Genomic DNA, 24,965 nt, shown 5'->3' with positions numbered 1-24,965 from the left:
GAATGGAGCGAACCCGACGCAGTGAGCGGAGTGGGCCGCGCCGCGAAGCAAGTGGTCCGCGAAGTGAGCGAGGAGTGGTGAGCGACCATGAGTAACCCCTGCGCGGTCATCGGTGTCGGTCAGACTCGCTACACGACCAAGCGGCACGACGTCTCCATCGCCGGCCTGGTCCGCGAGGCGGCCCTGCGCGCTCTCCAGGACGCGGGCCTGACCTGGAAGGACATCGACGCGGTGGTCATCGGTAAGGCGCCCGACCTGTTCGAGGGCGTGATGATGCCCGAGGCGTACCTGGCCGACGCGCTGGGCGCCGCGGGCAAGCCGATGATGCGGGTCCACACCGCGGGCTCGGTCGGCGGCTCCACCGCGCTGGTCGGTGCCTCGCTGATCCAGGGCGGCGTGCACGACCGGGTGCTGGTGGTGGCCTTCGAGAAGCAGTCGGAGTCCAACGCGACCTGGGCGCTCTCCACCCACCAGCCGTTCAGCGCCTCGCTGGTCGTCGGTGCGGGCGGCTACTTCGCCCCGCACATCCGCGAGTACATCCGCCGCTCCGGCGCCCCCGAGCACATCGGCCACCTGGTGGCAGTCAAGGACCGGCAGAACGCCCTGAAGAACCCGTACGCCCATCTGAGGATCCCCGGGATCAACCTGAAGATGGTCGAGTCGACCCCGATGCTCTGGGAGCCGATCCGCTATCTCGACACCTGCCCGTCCTCCGACGGTGCCTGCGCGATGGTGCTGTCCGCCGCCGACAAGCTCACCGACAGCACACCGGCCTGGGTCCTCGGCACCGCGATGCGCTCCGAGCCGATCTTTCGCGCGGGCCGCGACACGGTGAACCCGCAGGGTGGCAAGGACTGCGCGGCGGACGTCTACCGGCAGGCCGGGATCACCGACCCGCGCAGGGAGATCGACGTGGCGGAGGTGTACGTGCCCTTCTCCTGGTACGAGCCGATGTGGCTGGAGAACCTCGGTTTCGCCGCCGAGGGGGAGGGCTGGAAGCTCACCGAGTCCGGGGCGACCGCGCTGGACGGCGACATTCCGTGGAACGCCTCGGGCGGCGTGCTGTCGAGCAACCCGATCGGCGCCTCCGGGCTGATCCGGTTCGCCGAGGCGGCGCTCCAGGTCAGGGGGATGGCGGGGGAGCACCAGGTGGACGGCGCCAGGCGGGCCCTCGGGCACGCGTACGGGGGAGGCGCCCAGTTCTTCGCGATGTGGATGGTCGGCAGCGACAGACCCTGATCCCCCAGGAGGGCCCATGGAGTTCAACCACGCAGATCTGTTCGAGGGGATCGTGGACGCGGTTGGGGACCGCACCGCCGCCATCTGCGGCGATGATCGCCGGACCTACGCGGAACTGGACGCGGAGGCCGACCGGCTCGCGCACTATCTGCTCGACCGGGGCGTCTCGGCCGGGCAGCACGTGGGCATCCATCTCTACAACGGCATCGAGTACCTGGTGGGGATGCTGGCCGCGCTCAAGATCCGGGCCGTGCCGATCAACGTGAACTACCGTTACGTCGAGGCCGAACTGCTCTACCTCTACCAGGACTCCGACATCGTGGCGCTCCTGTTCGACGTGGAGTTCGACGGCCGGGTGGCGGCCACCGCCCCACAGGTCCCGCGGCTCCGGCACCTGATCGCGGTGGGCGGGCCGTCCGAGGTCGAGACGGCGGTGCCGTACCAGGAGGCGCTGGCGGCCGGGTCACCGGAGCGGGGGTTCCCCGCGCGGTCCGGCGACGACGTCTACATCATCTACACCGGTGGCACGACCGGCATGCCCAAGGGCGTGATGTGGCGGGTCGAGGACCTGTTCTTCGCCTTCGGCGGCGGCAATCCGGGCGGGGAGCCGCGGGCCACGCCGGAGGAGGTGATCGAGGCGGCCGTGGCCTCCGGACCTGTCACCATGCTGGCGGCGGCCCCGCTGATGCACGGCGCGGCCCAGATGGCCACCTTCATCACCTGGTGGATGGGCGGAACCATGGTCTACGTCCGCAAGTTCGACGCGGCCGAGGTACTGCGCGCGATCGAGCGGGAGGGGGTCCTGACGATCAACATCACCGGCGACGCGATGGCCCGTCCGCTGATCGACGAGCTCGAGGGCGGCGGCTACGACCTGTCGTCGCTGTTCGTGCTCAGCTCCACCGGCGCCATCCTGACCGGCTCCCTCCGCGACCGCCTGGCGGAACTGCTGCCCGGCAGGATGATCCTGGACAACTTCGGGTCCAGCGAGTCCGGATACACCGCCTCGGCGATCCCCGGCTCCTCGCCCGAGTCGGGCCAGCGCTTCCAGGCCAACGTCGCGGTCGACCTGGCCGTGCTCAACGAGAGGCTGGAGCCGGTCAAGCCCGGCGGGGGTGAGCTGGGCATGGTCGCCAGGAGCGGCCGGATCGCCTCCGGCTACTACAAGGACGACGACAAGACCGGCAAGACCTTCGTGACCGACTCAGGCGGCGTGCGCTGGCTGCTCACCGGCGACATGGGCCAGGTCGAGGAGGACGGTACCATCGCGATCTTCGGGCGAGGTTCGGTCTGCATCAACACCGGCGGTGAGAAGGTGTTCCCCGAGGAGGTCGAGGCGGTGCTCAAGGGGCACCCGGCGGTCTTCGACGCGGTCGTCACCGGCATCCCCGACGAGCGCTGGGGCAGCCGGGTCGCCGCGGTGGTCGAACTCCGTCCCGGCGCGACCCCTGCGGTGGAGGACCTCGACGCGCACTGCCGGGCGAAGCTCTCCGGTTACAAGGTGCCCAGGACCTTCGCCTTCGTCGACGAGATGGTCCGCTCCCCGGCGGGCAAGGCCGACTACCGCTGGGCCAGGGAGACCGCCCAGGCCGCCCGGTCCTGATCCGCTTTTCGCGGGGAAGGGCGGGTGAACCAAGTCGGTTTTCGGTCCGTCACAGTGGTGTGATCCGTTCTCTGCTGGCCGTCGTGCTTCTGCTGACCGGCTGTTCCGCGACCGCCGAAAGCACCGCGACCGTAAAGACCAGCGCGACCGCCGAAACCAGCGCGCCCATCGCGCGGACCGGAGCTCGGACCGACGACGTCGTGATCCGGTTCCTCAGGTGCGGCCCGATGACCTGCGTCGGCGGTGACAGCCTGAGCGTCACCGGTGACGGGCGGGCCGTCTCGCTGCGGGACGGGGAGCTGGTCGCCGTCCCGCTCTCCGCGGCCGAGCTGGGGGACCTGCGGGCCGGGCTGGTCGCGGCCCTGGCGGGACGGGAGGGCACCCTCGACCGTACCGGGGGAGCCACCGACCAGCCCTTCACCGTCATCACCGTGACCGGCCAGGACGGGAAGGTCCACGAGAACCGGCTGGAGGGGGCGCCGCTGGTGGAGGACGAGCGGATCGTCGCCGCCGGTGAGCGGCTCACGGCGCTGACCGGCCGGATCCGGGCCACCGGCACGCCGGACCGCACCGCGCCGATCACCGTGACGCTGTACGAGGGCCGTGGTGTCCGGCCCATCCGGCAGGCGAGCTGGCCCGAGGGCGTCCTCGCGCCGGCGCTGGATCCGGCTTCCGGGAACCTCTCCTCCCAGACGTACCGGGGAGAGGAGGCGAAGGCGCTGCGCACCGCCCTGGGCACGGCCGAGGAAAACGTGGCGGTGGTGGTCGGGGGCCAGACGTTGATCGCCCGCTGGGAGGCGGTGCTTCCCTAGTGCGACGTTCCTTACCGGAAGTACAGATCCCCCCGGCCCTGGCGTCAGGAAGGCAGGCCCGACGGTCTCGGTTTCCCTGCAGCGCGTTCGCAACCTCCGTTGAGGAACGGAACATTAGTGCCGGTCCGTGGGGTGGCCGCTGTTGTGGAAAGCGCTTACCGTAGGAGGGTGGTCCAGCGAGCCACGACAGGCTCCACTGAGGAAAGGCTCCGTGTTGATCCACTCAATTGATCCCAGGACCGGCGAGCCCGTCGGGGACCCCTACCCGCTGACCTCGGACGGCGAGGTGGACGCGGTCGTCGGAGCCGCCCGCGCGGCGGGGCCCGCCTGGCGTTCCGCCGACCGGGCGCCGGTGCTTGAGGCGGTCGCGGCGGCGCTGGAGGCGAACGTCGAGGAGCTCTGGCGGGCCGCCGACGCGGAGACCGCGCTCGGGGAGACCCGGCTCCGCGGCGAGGTGGGGCGGGCCGCGGGCCAGTTCCGGCTCTTCGCCCAGGTGCTGCGGGACGGCGGGCACGTGGAGGCGGTGATCGACCACGCGACGGCCCAGCCGCCGGTCCCCGACCTGCGGCGGATGAACCACCCGCTGCCCGGCGTGGCCGGTGTCTTCGCGGCGAGCAACTTCCCGTTCGCCTTCTCGGTCGCGGGCGGTGACACCGCCTCGGCGCTGGCCGCCGGATGCCCGGTGGTGGTCAAGGCGCACGACGGGCACCCGCGCACCTCGGAGCTGTCGCAGAAGATCATTCAGAGCGCGCTGCCCGATCCGGCACTCCTGGGCCTGGTCCGCGGGCTCGACGCGGGAAAGCGGCTGGCCACGCACCCTTCCGTGGTGGCCGTGGGGTTCACCGGCTCCGTCCCCGGGGGCAAGGCCGTCCAGGCTCTCATCGCCGAGCGCCCGGAACCCATCCCGTTCTACGGCGAGCTGGGCAGCGTCAACCCCGTCGTCGTGCTGCCCTCGGCCGACCGCGAAGGGCTCGCCCAGGGGTTCGCCGCCTCGCTGACCCTCGGCACCGGTCAGTTCTGCACCAACCCCGGACTGGTCTTCGTCCCTGACGACACCGAGCTCCTGACCTCCATCTCCGAGGCGGTCTCCGCGACCGCGGGCGGGCCGATGCTCACCGAGCGGATCCGGGGCGGCTTCCTGCACGGGCTGGCCAGGCTCGGCAAGCTCACCACGCTGGCCGAGGGGCAGCCGGGCGAGGGGGCCTTCGCGGTGGCGCCGCAGGTGTTCGTCACCGATCTGGCGTCGTTCGCCGACGCCCTGCCCGACATCGCCGAGGAGTGCTTCGGTCCGGTCTCCGTCGTCGTGGTCTACGGCGACGCGGCGGAGCTGCCCGCCGTACTGGAGAGGCTGGACGGCTCGCTGACCGCCACGATCCACGCCACCGACCCCGGCGAGGCGCGGGAGAGCGCCGAGGTGCTGCTCAGGAAGGCGGGCCGGCTGATCTGGAACGGCTGGCCGACCGGTGTCGCGGTCCGCTGGGCCATGCACCACGGCGGCCCCTGGCCCGCGAGTACGGCCGCCGCGCACACCTCGGTCGGCGCCGCCGCGATCCGCAGGTGGCTGGCCCCCACCGCCTACCAGGACTGGCCCGCCGAGCTGCTCCCAGCCGAGCTGCGCGACGACAACCCCCTCGGCATCCCCCGCCGGGTCGACGGGGTGGTCTCCTAGGCGCGGGTCGTCTGTCGGCCGCTGCTCCTCCGGCCCGTCCGACCTGCCCGGTGGCCTGCGCCCCCTGCCTGGGCGGGCCACCGGCGAACGGCAGGACCCACCTCGCCCGACACGGCTCCGCGACCTGCTGGACGAGCAGGCCGCGGAGCCGCATGCGAGGTCCGTGGCTTAGAGAGCAAGTTGTGTCCGAAGGTGCGGATACTTGCTTTGGTCCACCAAGCGCATGGCCAGTCGATGCTGCCGGCCAAGGACAAAGAACTGGTCGACCGGCTGCTTGATCGAGCGGCCGAGCTTGTGGATCAGGTCGACGACGAGCATCCCTGGGGCAACGCCTGCCGTCGTACCCGCGGATACAGCGAGGTTCAGCAGTGCTTGCGAGGAACCTCGGGCCTTCAGGTTCGAGAGGAATCGCATACGGTGCCGCGCGTTTGACGAATCAACGCTACAGTTCACAGTGTGAAATTCGTGGTGCAGGTCCGGCTGTTCCCCACGCCCGCCCAGGAGGCGGCGCTGGCGGACACGCTGCGCCTGTGCAACGAAGCCGCCAACCTCGTCTCTCGCGTCGCGTGGGAGACGAAGACGTTTCGCAACTACGACCTGCGGGCGCACTCCTACGGCGAACTGAAGGCCATGGGCCTGTCGGCCCAGCCCGCCCAGCACGTCATCAAGAAGGTCTCCGACGCCTACACGACGGTGAAAACCCAGGTGAGCGCGGAGCTTCGCAAGCCTTTGACCAAGCCGATCGCCTTCCGCCCGGACGCCGCCCAGCCGTTCGACGATCGGTGCCTGTCCTGGCAGGTCGAGGCCCGCACCGTGTCGATCTGGACCACCGGCGGCCGGATGAAAGGCCTCCGGTTCGCCTGCTCCGACGACCAAACCCGCGCGCTGGCCGCCTACCGCAAGGGCGAATCCGACCTGATCCACCGAGACGGCATGTGGCTGCTCATCGCCGCCTGCGACGTCCCCGATGCCGACGTCACCGAACCCGACGCCTTCCTCGGCGTCGACCTCGGCATCGCCAACATCGCCACCACCAGCGACAACAAGCGGCACTCCGGCAGGCACCTGAACGCGGTCCGGCACCGCAACCGGGAACTGCGCCGCCGCCTCCAGGCCAAACAGACCAAGTCCGCCAAGCGCCTGCTGAAGGCCCGCAGGCGCAAGGAGTCCCGGTTCGCCCGGGACGTCAACCACCGCATCTCCAAAAGCATCGTGACCGAGGCGCAACGCACCGGACGCGGCATCGCCCTGGAAGACCTCCAGGGCATCCGCGAGCGGGTACGGCTCCGCAAGCCCCAGCGGGTCACGCTGCACTCGTGGTCGTTTCACCAACTCGGCCGGTTCGTCGCCTACAAGGCCCGCCGCGCGGGGGTCGCCGTGGTCCACGTCGACCCCGCGTACACCTCCCAGGGGTGTTCGGTATGCGGGCACATCGACAAACGCAACCGGCCAGACCAGGAAACCTTCTCCTGCACGTCGTGCGGCTTCGCTGAGCACGCCGACGTCAACGCGGCCCGCAACATCGCCTCACGCGGTGTCACAAGCTGGGCAGTGAGTCACGCTGCCTGACGCGGACCAGACCGTCGAAGCCACCGACGGCGAGGAACTGCAAGCTCAGCCCTTCAGGGCTGAGAAGCTGACTTCAACTGACTGCCTGACGCGGAGATACCGATGACCCCTCAGCCGTTGTCCGAAGAGCAGATCGTCGCCCATCTGGCCGAGTTGCCAGGGTGGGAGCGTGAGGGGCAGGCCATAGCCCGGACGTTCAAGCATGCCTATCACGAGTGCGTACATCTGGCCATGTACGTCGCGGCCAAGGCTCGCGAAGTTGGCCACCACCCTGATGTTCACATCACCTGGCAGCGGATCCGATTCGTGATCACTACTCACGACGCCGGAAACCGCCTCACAGCCAAGGACTTCGAACTCGCCCGCCACATTGACGTGATCGCCGCTGGCCACGGCGCCGAAACGGTCTGAACTCACGATCGGAGCGAGGGCCTCGCATCCCCTCCCGCGCTGTCCTGTGCACGCTTCGTGCAGAGGGGGAGCCGCTCAGCGAGTACGGACCGGCGTGAGGTGCCGCGCTACTGGTTGGCCAGCACGCGGCGGGCCATGCCGTAGAGCCACAACAGTGCCCGCTCGCCCTCGGGTACGTCGCCGATGCGCCGCCAGGCAGTGAGAAACGTCTCGGAGATGACGTCGGCGGCGTCGTCGGGGGAGCCGGTACGGCGGGCGGCGTACTGATGTATCGCCGGGTAGTACGCGTCATAGGCCGCCTCGAAGCGATCTCGCTGTGTCACGGAGTCTCCCAGTCGAAAGGTGCCGGACACCTTGGTAGGTGTCCGGCGCCTTTCGATATGTTGCGGGGCGGCTGTGACCGGCTCGTAGCTCGCCGGCCCGGTCGGTCCGGTGGACGGCTTCTGAGGGGGCCACCTCACCGGTCCACCGCGCTCAGGTTTTCGACCGCGCGTTCTCGATCTCCGCTCAGGTACGGAGCCCTAGCCGATCTTGCCCGAGCCCACGTGCCGGGAGACGGACCTGTGCACCGCCGGGGCCGGTTCGATCGCGGTGTGCAGGGTGGGGGTCCAGCCCGCGTCCGTGCCGAAGTCGGGCTCATCGAGGGGCTGTACGAACGGGGCGTGCGCGTCCCCGATGACATCAGCGTGGTCGGCGTCGACGACATAGTGGCCGGGCGGCTGAACCGGCCCAAGCTGACCAGCGTGGCCATGCCCACGGCCGCCGCCGGGCGGATGGCGGTGGACCTGCTGCTGCAGTCCTTCGACGAGGGCGCCACCCCCACCCTGGCGACTCTCGACACCCACCTGGTCGTCCGCGAATCCACCGACCGTGCCGCGCTTTTCCCCCGGGGCTGAGGCCCCGGGTCTCCACGCTGGAGGTTTTTGATGAACTTCGGAATCACCCCGACGGGGGAGCACGTCGAGCGGCACGTGCTGTCGAACGGGCCGATGCGCGCCTCGATCCTCAGCTACGGGGCGATCCTGCAGTCGCTGGAGGTCCACGGCGTCGACGTGGTCCTCGGCTACACCGGTCTCGACGACTACCTGACGCGCAGCCGCTACTTCGGCGCCGTGGTCGGCCGGTACGGAAACCGCATCGCGAACGGGCGCTTCACCCTCGACGGCCGTGACCACGAACTGCCGGTCAACAACGACCCCAACAGTCTGCACGGCGGCCCCGGCGGCTTCGCCAACCGGGTGTGGCGGGTGACCGAGGTCTCCACCTCGGCCATCACGCTGGAATATGTCAGCCTCAACGGCGAGGAGGGCTATCCGGGCATGCTGACCGTCTCGCTCACCTACACGCTGACCGAGGACGCGCTAAGGCTGGACTACCGCGCGTTCACCGACGCGCCGACGGTGCTGAACCTGACCAACCACTCCTACTTCAACCTCGTCGGGGGCGGCGACATCCTCAAGCACGTGATCCGGATCGACGCCGACCGCTATCTCCCCGTCGACTCCACCAAGATTCCGACCGGTGAGCTGGCCCCGGTGGCGGGCACCCCGTTCGACTTCACGACCCCGCGGGAGATCGGCGACAGGATCGACGATCCGCTGCTGGGGGGCGGCTACGACCACTGCTACGTGCTGCGCGGCGGCATCGAGGTCGGCGAACCGGTCAGCGGGCGCGTCATGGAGGTCTCCACCACCGAGCCCGGCGTGCAGTTCTACTCCGGCAACATGCTGGACGGCATCGCCACCGCGTACGGCAGGCACGCCGGCCTCTGCCTGGAGACCCAGCACTTCCCCGACTCTCCCAACCAGGACCACTTCCCCTCCACGGTCCTGCGCCCCGGCGAGGAGTTCACCTCCACCACGACCTACCGCTTCCGCTGAGTCTCCCACCCCCTGGAGGGCGGGACGAGGGCTCAGGCCTTTGCCGCGGCGCTCTCGCCGGTGAACGCGGCCACGGCGCCCAGGCCGAGGTAGACCAGGCCGCTGGTGACGTCGAGGCGGCGGCGGGCGCGGGCCGAGCGGCGCAGGCGACCGGCCATGGCCGAGGAGAGCAGGGCGTAGGCGCCGTCACTGGCCATGCCGAGGGCGATCCAGATCAGGCCGAGAAGCACGATCTGCGGGGCGATCGGGCCGGCGGCCGGATCGGTGAACTGGGGGAGGAAGGCGAGGAAGAAGATCGCGGTCTTCGGGTTGAGCACGTTGATCACGAAGCCCTCCCAGAAGATCCTGCTTCTCGTCGCGACCGGCGGCTCGGCCACCCCGTCCGGGTCGGGACGGGTCATCAGCTTGCGGACGCCCAGCCAGACCAGGTAGGCCGCGCCCAGATACTTGACCACCGCGAACGCGGTCGCCGAGGCGGCCAGCAGGGCGCTGATGCCCAGGGCCGCGGCGGCCACATGGACCAGGGAACCGAGGTGGATCCCCAGCACCGACACCAGCCCGGCGCTCCGGCCCTGGGCGACGCTGCGGGTCACGATATAGAGCACCGCGGGCCCCGGCACGAGCAGCAGGGCGAGGGTGGCCGCCACAAAGAGGGAAACCATTGTCAGATCGGGCATGTCGAGATCCTAGGCTCGCCCGATGCCCGGTGACCAACGGGTTTCCGCCGGGTGCCGATGCCGCGGAGCCGGGCCCCCATCAGGTCGGTTTCCCTACGGGCGGGTCACCGAGGTCAGGGTGGCCAGCAGGGCGGCGGTGGCCGGCGGGTCGGGGGGCTCGCCGTAGGTGGCGGCGTAGACGCGGCGGGTCGAGCCGGGCAGTTCGATCACGGTGACCCCCGGGTGCCGATGGGCCTGCAGGGCGAGCCTCGGCAGGGCGGTCACCCCGATCCCGGCGGCGACCAGGGCCTGGACCGCGACGGCGTCGTCGGTCGTGAAGGCGATCTCCGGCTCGAAGCCCGCCCTGGCGCACAGTTCCAGCAGGTGGCTGCGGCACCGGTCGCAGCCGCCGATCCACCGGGAGTCGCGGTGCGAGGCCAGATCGCCACTGCCGTCGCTCTGGCCGGAGGTGACCAGGTAGCTGGTGTCGTCCAGCAGGTGCAGCAGGCGGATCCCGTCCTCCTCGGGGTCGGTGCCTTCGAAGCGGAAGATGACCGCCACGTCCACGTAGCCCGCCCGGAGCATGCGCAGCGCGTCAGGAGGTTCGGTCTCGGTCAGTCGCAGTTCCAGACCGGGGTGCTCCCTGGCGAGGGCGGCGGCGGCCTGCGGCACGAATGTGCCCAGGGCGGAGGGGAAGGCGGCCAGCCTGACCCGCCCGGCGCGCAGGCCCACGTGCGCCGACAACTCGGCGGCCGCGGAGTCGAGGCGGCCGATGATCTCGGTGGCCCGTTCGGCCAGCAGACGGCCCGCCTCGGTCAGCCGGATGCCCCGGCCGACCCGCTGGATCAGCTTGGCCCCGGTCTCGGCTTCGAGCTTCGCGAGGTGGTGGCTGACCGAGGGCTGGGAGTAGTGCAGTTCCCTGGCCGCCGCGGTCACCGAGCCGTGCCGGGCCACCGCGGCGAGGACACGAAGCCGCACGATATCGAGCATGTATTAACTTTATCGATGAATGAACGGGAAAATGGGCATTAGACGTTATGTATCCCCCAAGCGCATCCTGGGGCCATGAAGACGTTGACGCGCACCCGTCCGGGCCTGGCCGAGATCGTCGAGGGGGTCAGGGCACTCGTCGATCCGTCCGCCGACCCCCGGGCGACCGCCTTCGCGGTGGCCGACCTGCTGCGTGAACGGCTGCCGTCGCCCGAGATCCTCACCGAGGAGGAGCGTCTCGGCGACCCCGACGGCTACGTCGGCCACACCCTCCACGCCGAGGAGAGCTTCTCGATCGTGGCCGTGGTCTGGCGGCCCGGTCAGCAGACCGCGATCCACGACCACATCGCCTGGTGCGTGTTCGGCGTGCTGCGGGGTGTCGAGTACGAGACCCTCTACCGCGACCACGGCGACCACCTGACCGAGATCGGCAGGACCGCCAACCGGACCGGAGAGGTCAGCGGTTTCGCCCCGCCCGGCGACATCCACCGCGTGCACAACACGGGGGACGAGACGGCCATCTCGCTGCACATCTACGGGGCCGACCTCAGCGCCGCCCCCACCAGCGTGCGGCGCGTCTACGACCTGCCCGTTCGCTGAATCAGGCCGGGAGCAGGTCCGCGATCGTGACTCCGTCGAGCGGGCACCCCCGCCCTGATCGTACGTTCGTCGCGAGGCCGGTCCGGCGAGGGCTGTCACCTGGGAGTGTCGCCTACTTCCCGATCTCGGGCTTCCTGTCGGTGTTCAAGCTCTCCCTGATGGCCTCCAGGCGGGCCGCGCCCTCGACGTCGATGGCGGCGCGCTCGACCTCGATCATGCGGGCCTCGACGGAGCCTGAGGTCAGCTCGGCCTCGCCGAGTGCGCGGGCGTAGCGCTTCTCGATCTTGTCGCGGACCTGGTCCAGGGTGGGCGTCTCACCGGCGGGGGTGAGCCCGGACAGATCACCCATGGCCTTGTTGAGCTCCTCCTGGACCTTGGCCTGGTCGAGCTGGGAGAGCAGCCGCATCCGCTCGGCGATCTTCTTCTGCAGGGCCATCGCGTTGTTCTCGACCGCGGCGCGCGCCTGGGCGGAGAACTGCCTGGCCCGCTCGTAGGTCAGCTGCGACTCCTGCTGCGCGGCCTCGGCCGCCACCAGGCGGGAGGCGAAGGCGCGGGCCGAGTCCTCGTACGACAGGGCCTTGCGCTCGTCGCCCGCGGCCCGCGCCTGTTCGGCGAGCAGGAGGGCCTGGCGGGCGTTGGCCTGGAGCTTCCCGGTCTCCTCCATCGAGCGGGCGAGCTTCATCTCCATCTCGCGCTCGTTGCCGATGACCGCGGCGGCCTGCTGGCTCAGCCGCTGGTGCTGCTCCTTGGCCTCTGCGATGGCCTGCTCGATCTGGACGCGGGGGTCGGACAGCTCGTCCAGCCGTCCGGAGAGGGCGAAGACCAGGTAACGCCAGGCCCTACGGATGACCTTGAACATGGGGGGCTCCTTATCGATCCAGCGCGTCGCGCGTGATCTGCTCGGTTTCGTGGAGGCCCTGGCGGACTCCTTCGAGGGCGTCGGCGAGCTCGTCCAGCACCCGGGTCGGCTCCAGCCGGCCGTTCGCCGACACCGCCGACAGCTCCACCACGCGGGCGAGGAGCTCCTCGATGCTGATGGCGCTCGACTCCATCCGGGCGAGTACCTGCTCGCGGGCCGAGGCGAGCCGGTCGACCACGGCCCGCTGGGAGGCCAGCGAGGCGAGGGCGCGGTCGAGGTCCGCGACCAGATCCTTCCTGGCCTCCGCGCGGGCTCGGGTCAGCCGGGCCTGCTCGTGGCCGAGCTTGTCGAGGTCGAACCTGGCCAGCGCGGTGCCGGTGAGCGAGGCCTGCTCGGCCAGCCGCTCCAGGGTGGCCGTCGAGTCGTCCACCTGGGGGCGCATCAGCGCGATCCGCTCGGCCAGCGGGCCCTGCCCCATCGAGGCGCTCAGCTCGGCGAAGCCGTAGGCGGCGGATCCCGCCCGTCTCAGCCAGTACTCCTCCTGGCTGCCGGGGGTGACGGCGGGCCGGTCGCGGCGCCCGCGCTCCGGTAACGCCGAGATCCCGGCCTTGGCCAGCCAGACGACGACGCCGACGAACCCGGCGGCGACCGGGTGCACGCTGACGGCCCACGCGGCGCCGCCGGCGGTCGCGGCCAGCAGCAGGCCCCATGGGTCCTTGAGTTCGTCGACGAAGCGTGCCATCAGAAGTTGGATACCACTGCGGTGAACACCTGGTCGATACTTCCAGGTTTGCGAGAGTCGTACGCGGCGGCGCTGGTCGCCTCGGAGATCTTGCGCAGCACGTCGAGGTCGGCGTCCTGGCCGTAGGCGATGGTGAACATCCGTACCGTCTCCTGGCCGGGTTCGGTGCGCAGTTCAGGCAGCAGGTTCTCCAGGGAGAGGCTGTCGGGGTCCTCGTTCTTGCCGTCGGTCAGGAAGACCACCGCGTTGATCGCGTCACCGCTCCGCAGCTTCCGTACCTGCTCGTGGGCGGCGAGGGCGGTGTCGTACAGGCCGGTGCCGCCGTCGGGGGTCAGGCCCTCAAGCCTGGCGCGCAGCTTCTTGCGCTGGGCGTCGTCGACGGCGGAGAGCGAGGCCAGCTCCAGGTGGTCCTTGTCGCCGTCACGCTTGGTGGAGAACATCCACAGCCCGACCTTGTCGTGCGAGGCGAACTGGGGCAGCGCGTTGATCGCGGCCTGCTTGGCCAGGTCGAGCTTGCTCTTGCCGGTGCCGGGCACGGTGGCGCCCATCGAGCCGGAGACGTCGATGACCATGAGGACGTTCGCGGGCTTGCGCAGGTCGGCCCAGCTGGCGAGCACCTTGTCGAGCACGTTCGGCGCGGGCGGGCTGAGGGTCGTCTTCGGCTCGGCGGGCAGCAGCCCGTTCGCCTGGGTGATCAGCTTGCCCGCCTTGCCGTCGTAGGAGCGGAAGGCGAACTCGGCGAACCGCGCCTGCTGCTCGGGGGCCTGCAGGTGCGCCAGGAAGTCGGCCGCCACCGCCCGCTTGGCGTCGTCGACCCACGAGGCGGTCAGCACCGCGTACGGGTTGTCGGAGTAGAGCGTGCCCTCCTTGGGATAGATCGCCACCAGCGGCACCTTGGGCTTGGCGTGCTTGCCCAGCGTCGCGGGGTCACCGGTCGGGTTGCCCTGGTTGTAGTCCCAGACCGACTTCTCCTCCACCGCCACCGCGGAGATGTAGCTCAGGCCCGCACCCGCGTCGTCGGCCCGCTGGAGGTTGGACAGGAACGTCAGCGTCGTGTCGCCGTAGTGCACGATCGAACGCTCCACGTCCCGTACGAAGTCCCTGGTCTTGGCGTCGGCCACGTTCTTCTCCGACAGGTCGCCGGACAGGCCGGTCGCCGCGAAGTAGGCACCGACCGTGGCGTTCAGGCCGCTGGTGGAGAAGTTGGGGTTGGTCTTGCCCAGCTTGAACCGGCCCCACTCGGGGTGGCCGTACTTCGCCCACGACCCGGCCGACACGGCGAGCAGGTCCGACCAGCCGAGCTTCTTGTCCGGCCAGCCCAGCGCCTGGGCCATCGGCATGGGCATCGCCACGACCAGGGGCGTCTTGGCGATCGACGGGTTCTCGGCGGCGACCAGGGAGCCGGCGTCCTTTCCCGCGACGCGCTGCTGGAGCAGGGTGACCCAGCCGCTGCTGGCGGGTGACCACACGTCGGGGCGGGGGCCGTCGGTCCGCTCGTCCCAGCCTCTGGCCAGGGCCTGCAGCGCGCCGCCGCTCGCCTTGGTCTCGATGACGACGTCGGCGCAGCGCCCTTCCACGGTCCTGCCGCTGTAGCCGGAGGCGATCTTCCTGAGCAGCTCGGCCTTCTCCGACGAGGCGGCGACGGTCAGGGTGACGCCGTCGTCGCACGCCTTGGGCTGCTCGCCGGCCTCCGACGCGCCCGACCCTCCGGGTTCGTCAGCGCCGACGAAGATCCGCAGGGCGACGATCAGAGCCCCGGCGAGAATGATCGCGACGATGAACGGGGCGAAGTTCCTACGCCGTCGCTGCGGCTGCTGGTACAACCCTGCCTCCCGGGGGATGTCGGTACTTGTCCGACGAATGAACCGCCTTCGGAGTTCTCCACGGTCAAAAGTCTTTGTTCTGCACGCCCAGAGGTCTCCACGCTCAGAGGTCTTCGAGAAGTCGTAGCGGTCAGAAGTTGGAGATCACGCTGGTGAAGACCTGGTCGATGGTGTCCGCCCGGGACGAGTCGTAGGCGGCCCCGTCGGTGGCCTCGGCGATCCGCTTGAGCACCCCTTGGTCCGCGCCCTCGCCGTATCCGATGGTGAACAGCCGCACCTCCGGGTTGAGCCTGCCGAGCAGGTTGTCCAGATCACTGCCGCCGTTCTTCTCGTTCTTGCCGTCGGTGAGGAAGACCACCGCGTTGATCGCCCCCTCGTCCTTGGCACCGCGCATCCGTTCGACGGCCGCCAGCGTGGTGTCGTACAGCCCGGTTCCACCCCCGGCGGTCAGCCCGTTCAACTGGTCGCGGAGAGCGCCACCGATCCTCGACACCCTGTCGATCGGAACCAGTTCCAGATAGTCCTTCTCGCCGTCCTGCGCGGTGGAGAAGGCCCACAGGCCGACCTTGTCATCCCCCCGGAACTGGGGCAGCGCGTTGATCGCCGCCTTCTTGGCCAGTTCCAGGCGGGTCTCGCCGGTGCCGGACGCCTCCTCCTCCATCGAGCCGGACTTGTCCACCACGATCAGCACGTTGGCCCTCTTGCGCAGCTCCGACCAGCTCTGCAGGACCTTGTCCAGGACGACAGGGGTGGGTGGGCTCAGCGTGGTGATCTTGGCGTCGTGGATGACGCCGTTCTGCTCGGTGGCCTGCGGGCCGGGCTTGCCCTCGAAGGAGCGGTAGCCGTACGCCTGGAATCTCGCCTGTGCCTCGGGGCTGTGCAGGTAGGTCAAAAAGTCGTCGGCGACCGCCTTCTTGGCCGCGTCCATCCAGGTCAGCGGCACGTAGGGGTGGTCGGAGTAGAGCGTGCCCTCCTTGGGGTTGACCGCTACCAGCGGGGTGCGCGGCGGGGCGTGCCGGCCCAGGGTGGCCGGGTTGCCCGAGGGGTTGCCCCGGTTGTAGTCGGTGACCGAGTTCTCCTCGACGGTGATCGCGGAGATGTAGGCCATCGACTCGCCCCGGTCGTCCGCGCGCAGCAGGTTGCCCAGGAACGTCATGGAGATGTCGCCGTAGTGCACGATCGACTGCTCCACCCCCTGGACGAAGCGCCGGGTCTTCGGGTCGGCCACGTCACGGGCCGTCAGGTCCGAGGTGGTGCCGGTGGCGGCGAAGTAGGCGCCGATGGTGGCGTTCAGGCCGCTGGTGGAGAAGTTGGGGTTGGTCTTGCCCAGCTTGAACCGGCCCCACTCGGGGTGGCCGTACTTCGCCCACCCCTGCGGGGCGGCCGCCAGCTCGGCCAGCTCCGACCAGCCGATCGCCTTGCCGGGCCAGCCCAGTGCCTGGGCCATCGGCTTGGGCATCGCGAAGACCAGGGGCGCGGTGACGATCGGGCTCGGTTTGCCGTCGGCGACGGGTACGGTGCCGTCGGTGTTGGAGGCCTGCTGGCGCAGCAGCGTCACCCACGCCGACGCGGCGGGGGACCAGACGTCCGGCCGGCTGCCGTCGGTCTTCTCGTCCCACCCCTTGGCCAGCGCCCGCATCGCGGTGCCGGAGTTGGCCTCGTCGATGACCACGTCGGCGCAGCGCCCGGCCACGGTACGGCCGCTGTAGTCCTTCGCGACCTCGCGCAGGATCCAGATCTTGTCCTGTGAGGACGCCACCCTGATCTGCGTCGACTCACCGGAACAGGCGCTGGGCCCGTTCGGCTCGTCCCCCGGGCCACCGCTGAAGTACCAGCGCAGCCCGGCGATCAGAGCGATGGCGAGCACCACGGCGAGCAGGTACGGCAGGACACGCCGGCGGGGTCTTGCGGGGGAGTAGACCACGAGGTGATCGTACGACCAATGGCGATTTTTCGCCGGACGGTAGCGCCCTCGGAAAGCCGGAGAAGACGGGATTCAGCCGGACAGCCGGCCGTGCAGGAGGTCGACGAGGGTGGCGTGGACCTGCTCGACCGGCCGGTCCGGATGCAGCGCCCGGCGCTCGATCGAGACGGTCAGCACCATGCCGAACACGGCGGTCGCCGCGGTGTCCACGTCCAGATCCTCGCGGAGCACCCCCTCGCTCACCGCCCGGCGCAGCACGTCCACGTAGACGCCCAGCACCCGCCCGCGCAGCACCGCCACCGCCTCCTGCCAGGCGGTACGCCAGATCTCGGCGAGCAGCACCCTGGCGAACGCGCCGTACTCCTCCAGGAACCGCAGTTGCGCCATGACCACCGCGTCCAGCGCTTCCAGCGGGGTCCGGGCCACTCCGGCGGCTCCGGCCAGCGCGTCCGCCAGCTGCTGGATCCCGTGTTCGAGCAGCGCGCCGAAGAGCGCCTCCTTGCTGCCGAAGTTGTAGAAGACGGTGCCCTTGGCCACCCCGGCGCGTTCGGCGATCGCGTCGACCGTGGCCGCCGTGTATCCCTGCTCGGCGATCACCTCCACCGCGGCGGCGAAGAGCTTGAGCCGTGTCTCGGCCCGTCGCCCGTCTCCTCCGCGCGGACTCGCGCTTCTCGCCGCCGGCCGGCTCCGCTGCTCCGTCATGGGCCAACCGTAGTCACAGCGCGAGCTCCGGGTGGAGGCGGCGTATCGACCAGGTGCGGCCCCGGTGCGCCGCGTGGACGCTCAGGGCCAGGCCCAGCGCGGTGAACGCGGTCAGCACGCCGCAGCCCTGCCAGACCACGGTGAGGTCGCCGCCGCTGATCAGCCGCCGCAGCGCGCCGACCACCCAGCTCATCGGGAGCCACGGGGAGATCGTCTGGAAGAAGCCGGGCGAGGTCTCGATCGGGTAGGTTCCCGCGGCCGAGGTGAGCTGCAGCATCAGCAGCGCCAGCACCGCGATCCGCCCGGGCGTGCCCAGCAGGGCGTTGACCGCCTGCACGATCGCGGTGAACGCCGCCACGGTGAGCAGCAGGAATCCCGCGACCCCCGCCCAGTGCGCGGCCTCCATGCCGAGCCCGAACCTGATCACCGCCAGTAGCACGCCCAGCTGCGCCGAGCCCAGGACCAGCGCCGGAACCCATCCGGCCGTTGCGATCCGCCAGGCGGGGGCCGTACCGGCGAGAAGACGCGGGTTGAGCGGGCGCAACACCATGTAGGTCACCATCGCGCCGACCCAGAGCGCGAGCGGGACGAAGAACGGGGCGAATCCGGTGCCGTAGTCGGGCACCTCGTTGACCACCTGGCCGGCCAGCCTGACCGGATCGCTCATCATGTCACCGCGGCCGGCGCGCTCGTCCGCGCCGTAGTCGGGGATCTGCTCGGCGCCGTCCCCGAGCTTCTCGCTCAGCTGCCCCGACCCGTCGGCGAGCTCGCCGATACCGGTGGTCAGCTCTCCGGCGCCGTCACGCAGGCGGCCGATCCCGGTGTCCACCCGGGCCGCGCCGTCGCTCAGCTTGACGATCCCGCCGCCGAGCTCGGACAGCCCGCTGCCGAGGCGGGTGGCGCCGTCGCCGAGCTGCGAGATCCCAGAAGTGATCTTCTTGTTGGCCGCCGACGCCCGACCGAGGCCCGCGCTCACCTTCGCCGAGCCCTCGGCGAGCTTGCCGAGCCCCTCGTCCAGCTGGTTGATCTTGGCTCTGGCCTGGTCGAGCCGTTGCCCGGCGGCCGGTGCGGCCTCCGCCGTGCGGCTCGCGATCTCCGAGATCCTCCGGGCGTCCCGCCGTAGCCCGGCCACCGCGTCGCCACCGCCGGTGGGGCTCCGCAGCGCGGCGGCCACCTCCTCGGTGGACCGGGTGAGCCGGTCGGCGATCGCGCGCAGCCGAGGGTCGGCGTCCGCGCTGCCCGCCAGCGCCTCCCGCAGCTCCCGCGCCTGTCGCAGCGCCCGGTCGGCGCCCTGCGCGGCCCCGCCGGACGGTGCCGCGGCGCCGTCGGCGACCAGGTCGGCCCCCCGCTCGACGGCCTGGGCCAGCGCCCGCAGCCGCTCGCCGTTCTCCTCAAGCATCGGGACGACCTCGTCGGCCACCTTGTTGATCCTCGGTACCTGGGCGTGGATCTGCTGGTACGCCTGCGCGTTGCCCTTCGCGACCTGCGCGGCGCCGCCGGTGAGTTCGCTCAGCCCCCGGCCCAGCTCGCGCGAGCCGCTCTCGGCCTCGCTCAGGCCGCCGGCCAGCCTGTCCGCCCCCGCCGCCAGCCTGCCCGCGGCGGTGTCGGCTCCGCGCAGGCCCACGGCGAGCCGGCGAGTGCCGTCTCTGGTCTGGCCGAGGCCGGTGCGCAGCGCGGACGCGCCCTCGTGCGCCTTCGCCGTACCGTCGTGGAGCTCGTCCGCGCCGTCCGCCGCCTTCCTGGTGGCGTCGTGCAGCTCGCCGAAGGAGACGAAGACGCTGTCCCAGTAGTCCTTCAGCGCCGTACGGGCCGCCGCCGCCCTGACCTCGGTGAACACCGCGTCGGAGATGGTCTTCATGAGGTAGCTGCGGCCGGTGTCCACCCGCACGCCCAGCTCGGCGGGCACGGGGGTGCCCTCCCCGGAGGGCGAGGCGAGGCGGGCGCTGAAGTCGGCCGGGATGGTGAGGGACAGGTAGAAGCTGCCGTCGTTCACGCCGTCGGCCGCCGCGCGCGCGTCGACGGTGCGCCAGCCGAGGACCCTTCGCTCACGCAGTTCCTCCGCCAGCTCCCGGCCCGCGTCGACGGTCCTGCCGTCGACGGTCGCGGGCCGGTCCTCCACGACCAGCGCCACCGGGATGTTCCCGAGATTGCTCTGCGGATCCCAGAAGGACCACAGGTACAGCCCGGCGTAGAGCAGCGGCAGCACCACCACCGCGGCCAGCGCCGCCCGGGTCAGCCGCGATCGGGTGAACCGCCGCAGCTCCAACCGTCCCGCCCGCAACGACCTCATCGCTCCTGCTCCCCGTCATTCCGCTCCCCACCGGGTACGGTCCGCGGCTGTTCCCTCTCGACTCGCAGGTCTCCGCCGGGTAGGGCCCGCGCGTCGGCGATGCCCGTCGCGCCGACGCCGGTCGTCGTGTCGGGGCCGTTCGCCGCACCGGGGCAGGGCAGGCGCACCGTCAGGGGCAGGTCGCTCTCGGTGCACGAGGCGACGACGGTCAGCCCCCGCTCGGCGAGGTCGCGCAGGGTGGCCCAGAGGTCCTCGCGCCCATCGAGGGCGAGGCCGGCGTCGACGTCGTCGAGGACCAGCAGCCCGGGTCTGTCGAGCAGCGCGAGCGCGATCCCGAGCCGGACCCGCCGCTCCCGGCCCAGGTCGCGGATGAGGGTCCGGTCGCGTGGATCCGGCTCCAGCCCGGCCAGGGCCAGCGCGTCGGCGGCCCACTCCCGCCGGCCGCGGCTCCGCGGGAGGCGGGGCACCCGCTCACGCACGTGCTCGCGAACGGACAGCGCCCCGTCCAGGTCGTTCACCCCGTCGAACAGGCCGAGTGCGGCGACGCTCCGGATCGCCCTCGGGGTGGTGTACCGGCCCACGGTGAGCGTCCCCGAACCGGGTCTCATCCGGCCCGCGAGGGTGAGCAGCAGGCTCGTCCGTCCACTGCCGGCCTGCCCGGCGACGGCGGTGAGGCTGCCGGGCTCGGCCTCGATGCCGACATCGCGATAGACCCATCCGCGCTCGCCCCGCAGGGAGAGCCCCGCCGCGCGTACCCCGACACCGTCGAACACCGTTCCGCCGTTCTTTAAACTGACTAGTCAGTACAAAAACTATCACGCGAAACGCCGCCGCCGACCGGCGGGGAAGGGGCCCGGGTGTCACCCCGGCACGCACCCGTGGGCGCCGTGCCGGGGTCTTCGGGCGATCAGGCCGTCGCGGAGCCGTACTCCTGGAGGAAGAGCGCCTCGGCGGTGGCGGTGCGGCGGAGTTCCTCGATGTTCACCCGCTCGTTGGGGGCGTGGATCGCCGCGTCGTCGTCCTCGGCGCCGAAGAGCAGGATCGCGGCGGCGGGGAACTGCCTGGCGAAGGTGGAGACGAGCGGGATCGAGCCACCGGCGCCGACGTCGCGCGGCGGGCGGCCGAAGGCGCGTTCCATGGCCCGGTTCAGTGCGGAGCGGGCCGCGCCACCGGTGTCGGCGAGGTAGCCGGAGCCCATGGTGTAGTCGCCGACGTCCACCTGAACGCCCCAGGGCGCGACCTGCCGCAGGAAGTCGACGACCGCCTCGATCGTCGTCTTCGGGTCGCCGGCCGGGGGCACCCGTACCGTCACCCGGGCCCTGGCGACAGCCTGGACCGCGTTGACGGCGCCGGAGACCGGCGGCACGTCCAGGCCGGTGACCGTGATCGCGTACGAGGCCCACAGGCGGTCGGCCAGCGAGCCCGAGCCGATGGTGGAGACACCGTCGAGCACGCCCGCGGTGGACCGGAAGTCCTCCTCCGACGGGCCGGAGCCGAGGAAGCTGCCGCGTGGCAGGCCAGGGACGCGGATGTCGCCGTGGTCGTCGTGCAGGGCGGCGAGCATCCGGATCAGCGCCGCGAGGGCATCCGGGGCGGCGCCGCCGAACGAGCCGCTGTGCAACGACTCCTTGAGGGTGCGCACCTCGATGGTGAAGGCGCCCATACCGCGCAGCGAGGTCGTCACCGACGGATCGCCCACCCGGGGGTTACCGGTGTCGGCGACCACGATCGCGTCGGCGCGGAACAGTTCGGGGTTGCGCTCGACGAAGGACTCCAGGCGCTCGCCGGCGTACTCCTCCTGGCCCTCGATGATGACCTTGACGCCGACCGGGAAGCGGCCCTGGAAGGTGCGGAGCGCCGCGACATGGGAGATGACCCCCGACTTGTCATCGGCCGCGCCGCGACCGTGGATCGCGCCATCGATCTCCGTCGGCTCGAAGGGCGGGGTGCGCCAGAGCGCGAGGTCACCCGTGGGCTGCACGTCGTAGTGCGCGTACAACAGGACGGTCGGCGCGCCGGGCGGAGCGGGGGCCTCGGCGTAGACGGCGGGGAAGCTCCCCTCGACGGGGATCTGCTGGACGCGGGGCAGGCCGGTGCTCCGCAGTAGTTCCTCGGTCAGCGCGGCGGCCGCGTGCACGGGCTCCTCCGGGTGGCCGGGGAAGGCCACGGAGGGGATGGCGACGAGCCTCTTGAGGTCCGCGATCGCCTGGGGCAGGCCGGCGGTGACGGCGTTCTCGATCTCGTCAGGAGTCACGACTTTCCCTCGCATCTGAATATCTGGTCCGTCCTACCTATTGGATCACAGCCGCCGACGCGGAGGCGCTCGCACGTGGCGTCGGCGCGCCAGGGTTCCGCCAAGTGGAACAGGGGGTTGGGTAAGATTCGGGCGCCGTTGTCAGCCACCATCGCCCGATGACGGATTTCGTCGTTGTTGCATATATGTTTTGCGGATTTCGACGCTCTAAACACTTCAATACCACGTTTTCACTTGGCAAGAGCGGTTCTGGCAGGCAGACTGTTGAGAGCTCAGCTAAACGAGGGAAGATCGTGATGAAGCACCCTGAAAACACCGACGTGACCTCACTGATGAAGGCCGCGCAGGACAACCTGTGGATGCACTTCACCCGGCACAGCTCGTATGAGGGCGCCGAGGTGCCGATGATCGTGAGGGGCGAGGGCTCCTATATCTACGACGTGCACGGCAAGCGCTACCTCGACGGCCTCGCCGGGCTCTTCGTGGTCCAGGCGGGACACGGCCGCAGCGAGCTGGCCGAGGCCGCCGCCAAGCAGGCCCAGGAGCTGGCGTTCTTCCCGCTCTGGTCGTACGCGCACCCCAAGGCGGTCGAGCTGGCCCAGCGCCTCGCCGCCGAGACCCCCGGTGACCTCAACCGGGTCTTCTTCACCACCGGCGGCGGCGAGGCCGTCGAGAGCGCGTGGAAGCTCGCCAAGCAGTACTTCAAGCTGACCGGCAAGCCGCTCAAGCACAAGGTCATCAGCCGCCAGATCGCCTACCACGGCACCCCGCAGGGCGCCCTGTCGATCACCGGCATCCCCGCCTTCAAGCAGATGTTCGAGCCGCTGGTCCCCGGCTCGGTCCGGGTGCCCAACACCAACCACTACCGCGCCGACGAGATCACCGGCGTGCCCGGCATGACACCGGAGCAGTACGGCTACTGGGCCGCCGAGCGCGTCGCCCGCGCCATCGAGATGGAGGGCCCCGACACCGTGGCCGCCGTCTTCGTCGAGCCGGTGCAGAACGCCGGCGGCTGCTTCCCGCCGCCGCCCGGATACTTCCAGCGCCTCCGTGAGATCTGCGACGAGTACGACGTCCTGCTCGTCTCGGACGAGGTCATCTGTGCCTTCGGCCGGCTCGGCACCATGTTCGGCGGGCAGAAGTTCGACTACGTCCCCGACATCATCACCTGTGCCAAGGGCATGACCAGCGGCTACTCGCCGATCGGCGCCATGATCGCCTCCGATCGCCTCTTCGAGCCGTTCAAGAACGGCACCGAGATGTTCGCCCACGGCTACACCTTCGGCGGCCACCCGGTCTCCTCGGCCGTCGCGCTGGCCAACCTCGACCTGTTCGAGCGGGAGGACCTGCTCGGTCATGTCACCCGCAACGAGCCGGTCTTCCGCTCCACCCTGGAGCGCCTCCGCGACCTGCCGATCGTCGGCGACGTGCGCGGCTCCGGCTACTTCTGGGGCGTCGAGCTCGTCAAGGACAAGGCCACCAAGGAGACCTTCAACACCGAGGAGTCGGAACGTCTCATCAGGGGCTTCCTCTCCGGCGCCCTGTACGAGGCGGGCCTTTACTGCCGCGCCGACGACCGGGGCGACCCGGTCATCCAGCTCGCCCCGCCGCTCATCTGCGGCCCCAAGGAGTTCGACGAGATCGAGTCCATCCTCCGCTCGGTGCTGACGGAGGCGTGGAGCCGGCTCTGAGCGCGAGCGGCCGCGCACGGTTCACCGAGGTTCACCGTGACATCCCGTTGAAACCCCGAAAGGAACTCCCATGAGGATCGGCGTACCTGCCGAGGTCAAGAACCATGAGTACCGTGTCGCCGCGACCCCGGCAGGTGTGTACGAGCTTGTCCGGCACGGTCACGACGTCTACGTTCAGCGTGGCGCGGGTGTCGGCTCGCACCTCGGTGACGAGGAGTATCGCTCCGCCGGAGCCAAGATCCTGGACGCCGCCGACGAGGTGTGGGGTCAGGCGGAGATGATCCTCAAGGTGAAGGAGCCCATCGCGGAGGAGTACCACCGCATGCGCCCCGGCCAGGTGCTCTTCACCTACCTGCACCTCGCGGCCGGCCGCGAGTGCGCCGACGCCCTGCTGGAGCGGCAGGTCACCGCCATCGCGTACGAGACGGTCCAGGTCGGCAACACCCTGCCGCTGCTCGCCCCGATGTCCGAGGTCGCGGGCCGCCTGGCCCCGCAGGTCGGCGCCTACAACCTGATGCGGTTCAACGGCGGGCGCGGCGTGCTGCCCGGTGGTGTGCCGGGCGTGGCACCTGCCAAGGTCGTCGTCATCGGCGCCGGCGTGGCAGGGCTCAACGCCGCGCAGATCGCGGTCGGCATGGGGGCGGACGTCACGGTCCTCGACCTCAACATCGACCGCCTGCGCTTCGTCGACGCCATCTACCAGGGCCGCCTCAAGACCCTCGTCTCGACCTCGTACGCGATCGAGAAGGAGGTCCTGGCGGCCGACCTGGTCATCGGGGCCGTGCTGATCCCCGGTGCCAAGGCCCCGACCCTCGTTTCCAACGAGCTGGTCTCCTCCATGAGGCCGGGCTCCGTGCTCGTCGACATCGCCATCGACCAGGGCGGCTGCTTCGAGGACTCCCGGCCGACCACGCACGCCGAGCCGACCTACCGGGTCCACGACTCGGTCTTCTACTGCGTGGCCAACATGCCGGGCTCGGTCGCCAACACCTCCACCTACGCGCTGACCAACGCCACGTTGCCCTACGCGGTCAAGCTGGCCGGCCTCGGCTGGAAGGACGCGCTCAAGCAGGACGCCCCCCTCGCGCTGGGCCTCAACACCCACGCGGGGCGGCTCACCAACGAGCAGGTCGCCATCGCCCTCGACCTGCCCTACGTGCCGGTCTCCGAGGTCATCGCCGCCTGAGCCGGATGGTCTTGCCCGCGCCCGCGTCACCGCTGATGATCGCGACCGTGAAACGGCCGGTCCTG

At 70.6% G+C, this 24,965-nt stretch carries 23 protein-coding genes; 12 read left to right on the top strand and 11 right to left on the bottom strand.

Annotation, left to right across the window (positions count from 1 at the left end):
- Window positions 1-87: 87 nt before the first annotated feature.
- The 7 genes from ABT130_RS17045 to ABT130_RS17015 all read left to right on the top strand — a co-directional run bounded on the left by ABT130_RS17045 (window position 88) and on the right by ABT130_RS17015 (window position 7,303).
- Window positions 88-1,239 (top strand): thiolase family protein, encoded by a 1,152-nt coding sequence (locus ABT130_RS17045; RefSeq protein WP_350956392.1) that lies wholly within the window; start codon window positions 88-90, stop codon window positions 1,237-1,239.
- A gap of 16 nt (window positions 1,240-1,255) precedes the next feature.
- Complete coding sequence (locus ABT130_RS17040) at window positions 1,256-2,842, top strand: acyl-CoA synthetase (RefSeq protein ID WP_350956390.1); 1,587 nt, start codon at window positions 1,256-1,258, stop codon at window positions 2,840-2,842.
- 59 nt (window positions 2,843-2,901) lie between these two features.
- Window positions 2,902-3,654, top strand: a complete 753-nt coding sequence (locus tag ABT130_RS17035) for a hypothetical protein (protein ID WP_350956388.1) — start codon at window positions 2,902-2,904, stop codon at window positions 3,652-3,654.
- 211 nt (window positions 3,655-3,865) lie between these two features.
- The gene (locus tag ABT130_RS17030) at window positions 3,866-5,323 is read left to right on the top strand and encodes an aldehyde dehydrogenase (NADP(+)) (RefSeq protein ID WP_451934975.1); all 1,458 of its coding nucleotides are present in this window, start codon (window positions 3,866-3,868) and stop codon (window positions 5,321-5,323) included.
- 234 nt (window positions 5,324-5,557) lie between these two features.
- Complete coding sequence (locus tag ABT130_RS17025; RefSeq protein WP_350956386.1) at window positions 5,558-5,755, top strand: hypothetical protein; 198 nt, start codon at window positions 5,558-5,560, stop codon at window positions 5,753-5,755.
- A gap of 24 nt (window positions 5,756-5,779) precedes the next feature.
- Window positions 5,780-6,892 (top strand): RNA-guided endonuclease InsQ/TnpB family protein, encoded by a 1,113-nt coding sequence (locus ABT130_RS17020; protein ID WP_350956384.1) that lies wholly within the window; start codon window positions 5,780-5,782, stop codon window positions 6,890-6,892.
- Between the two features lie 102 nt (window positions 6,893-6,994).
- A complete protein-coding gene (locus ABT130_RS17015) occupies window positions 6,995-7,303 on the top strand; it encodes a 4a-hydroxytetrahydrobiopterin dehydratase (RefSeq protein ID WP_350921042.1) in 309 nt (102 codons plus the stop codon).
- 107 nt (window positions 7,304-7,410) lie between these two features.
- Here the strand turns inward: ABT130_RS17015 and ABT130_RS17010 are convergent, their stop codons facing one another.
- Window positions 7,411-7,626 carry an RNA polymerase sigma factor gene (locus ABT130_RS17010; protein ID WP_350956382.1) on the bottom strand — a complete coding sequence of 72 codons (216 nt, stop codon included), beginning with the start codon at window positions 7,624-7,626 and terminating at the stop codon, window positions 7,411-7,413.
- A 339-nt stretch (window positions 7,627-7,965) separates the two neighbouring features.
- Between ABT130_RS17010 and ABT130_RS17005 the strand changes: the two genes are divergently transcribed.
- Window positions 7,966-8,199, top strand: a complete 234-nt coding sequence (locus ABT130_RS17005; RefSeq protein WP_350956380.1) for a substrate-binding domain-containing protein — start codon at window positions 7,966-7,968, stop codon at window positions 8,197-8,199.
- A 30-nt stretch (window positions 8,200-8,229) separates the two neighbouring features.
- Entirely contained in the window at window positions 8,230-9,183 is a 954-nt protein-coding gene (locus tag ABT130_RS17000) for an aldose epimerase family protein (RefSeq protein ID WP_350956378.1), read from the top strand.
- Between the two features lie 32 nt (window positions 9,184-9,215).
- On the opposite strand, the gene ABT130_RS16995 is transcribed toward ABT130_RS17000, so the two are convergent.
- Both ABT130_RS16995 and ABT130_RS16990 read right to left on the bottom strand, forming a co-directional pair.
- On the bottom strand, window positions 9,216-9,860 hold the full coding sequence (locus ABT130_RS16995) for a LysE family translocator (RefSeq protein WP_350921071.1): 645 nt from the start codon (window positions 9,858-9,860) through the stop codon (window positions 9,216-9,218).
- 93 nt (window positions 9,861-9,953) lie between these two features.
- Window positions 9,954-10,829: a LysR family transcriptional regulator gene (locus ABT130_RS16990; protein ID WP_350921080.1), complete on the bottom strand. Its 876-nt coding sequence runs from the start codon at window positions 10,827-10,829 to the stop codon at window positions 9,954-9,956.
- 75 nt (window positions 10,830-10,904) lie between these two features.
- On the opposite strand from ABT130_RS16990, the gene ABT130_RS16985 reads away from it, so the two are divergent.
- Window positions 10,905-11,429 (top strand): cysteine dioxygenase family protein, encoded by a 525-nt coding sequence (locus ABT130_RS16985; protein WP_350921082.1) that lies wholly within the window; start codon window positions 10,905-10,907, stop codon window positions 11,427-11,429.
- A 112-nt stretch (window positions 11,430-11,541) separates the two neighbouring features.
- On the opposite strand, the gene ABT130_RS16980 is transcribed toward ABT130_RS16985, so the two are convergent.
- The 8 genes from ABT130_RS16980 to ABT130_RS16945 form a co-directional block, all read right to left on the bottom strand.
- Window positions 11,542-12,288: a PspA/IM30 family protein gene (locus ABT130_RS16980; RefSeq protein ID WP_350921084.1), complete on the bottom strand. Its 747-nt coding sequence runs from the start codon at window positions 12,286-12,288 to the stop codon at window positions 11,542-11,544.
- Between the two features lie 10 nt (window positions 12,289-12,298).
- Window positions 12,299-13,030, bottom strand: a complete 732-nt coding sequence (locus tag ABT130_RS16975; RefSeq protein WP_350956376.1) for a hypothetical protein — start codon at window positions 13,028-13,030, stop codon at window positions 12,299-12,301.
- Window positions 13,030-14,853: a substrate-binding and VWA domain-containing protein gene (locus ABT130_RS16970; RefSeq protein WP_350956374.1), complete on the bottom strand. Its 1,824-nt coding sequence runs from the start codon at window positions 14,851-14,853 to the stop codon at window positions 13,030-13,032. Before ABT130_RS16970 ends, ABT130_RS16975 begins: the two co-directional genes overlap by 1 nt.
- Before the next feature lie 130 nt (window positions 14,854-14,983).
- Window positions 14,984-16,777 (bottom strand): substrate-binding and VWA domain-containing protein, encoded by a 1,794-nt coding sequence (locus ABT130_RS16965; protein WP_350956372.1) that lies wholly within the window; start codon window positions 16,775-16,777, stop codon window positions 14,984-14,986.
- Window positions 16,778-16,849: 72 nt separating this feature from the next.
- Window positions 16,850-17,479 (bottom strand): TetR/AcrR family transcriptional regulator, encoded by a 630-nt coding sequence (locus ABT130_RS16960; protein ID WP_350921094.1) that lies wholly within the window; start codon window positions 17,477-17,479, stop codon window positions 16,850-16,852.
- 13 nt (window positions 17,480-17,492) lie between these two features.
- On the bottom strand, window positions 17,493-19,769 hold the full coding sequence (locus ABT130_RS16955) for a YhgE/Pip family protein (RefSeq protein WP_350956370.1): 2,277 nt from the start codon (window positions 19,767-19,769) through the stop codon (window positions 17,493-17,495).
- On the bottom strand, window positions 19,766-20,542 hold the full coding sequence (locus ABT130_RS16950) for an ATP-binding cassette domain-containing protein (protein WP_350956368.1): 777 nt from the start codon (window positions 20,540-20,542) through the stop codon (window positions 19,766-19,768). The genes ABT130_RS16955 and ABT130_RS16950 overlap by 4 nt, the downstream gene beginning before the upstream one ends.
- Before the next feature lie 134 nt (window positions 20,543-20,676).
- Entirely contained in the window at window positions 20,677-22,023 is a 1,347-nt protein-coding gene (locus ABT130_RS16945; RefSeq protein ID WP_350921101.1) for a M20/M25/M40 family metallo-hydrolase, read from the bottom strand.
- Window positions 22,024-22,319: 296 nt separating this feature from the next.
- Here ABT130_RS16945 and ABT130_RS16940 point away from each other — a divergent pair, with 296 nt between their 5' ends.
- The gene (locus ABT130_RS16940) at window positions 22,320-23,714 is read left to right on the top strand and encodes an aspartate aminotransferase family protein (protein WP_350956366.1); all 1,395 of its coding nucleotides are present in this window, start codon (window positions 22,320-22,322) and stop codon (window positions 23,712-23,714) included.
- Between the two features lie 70 nt (window positions 23,715-23,784).
- The gene (ald, locus tag ABT130_RS16935; RefSeq protein ID WP_350956364.1) at window positions 23,785-24,900 is read left to right on the top strand and encodes an alanine dehydrogenase; all 1,116 of its coding nucleotides are present in this window, start codon (window positions 23,785-23,787) and stop codon (window positions 24,898-24,900) included.
- Window positions 24,901-24,965 lie beyond the last annotated feature (65 nt).

Origin of the sequence: Streptosporangium sp. NPDC001681 (genome assembly GCF_040298085.1) — a bacterium.
Lineage (GTDB): Bacteria > Actinomycetota > Actinomycetes > Streptosporangiales > Streptosporangiaceae > Streptosporangium.
Note: the sequence above shows the minus strand (reverse complement) of the source record. Positions and strands in the feature narration are given on the sequence as shown.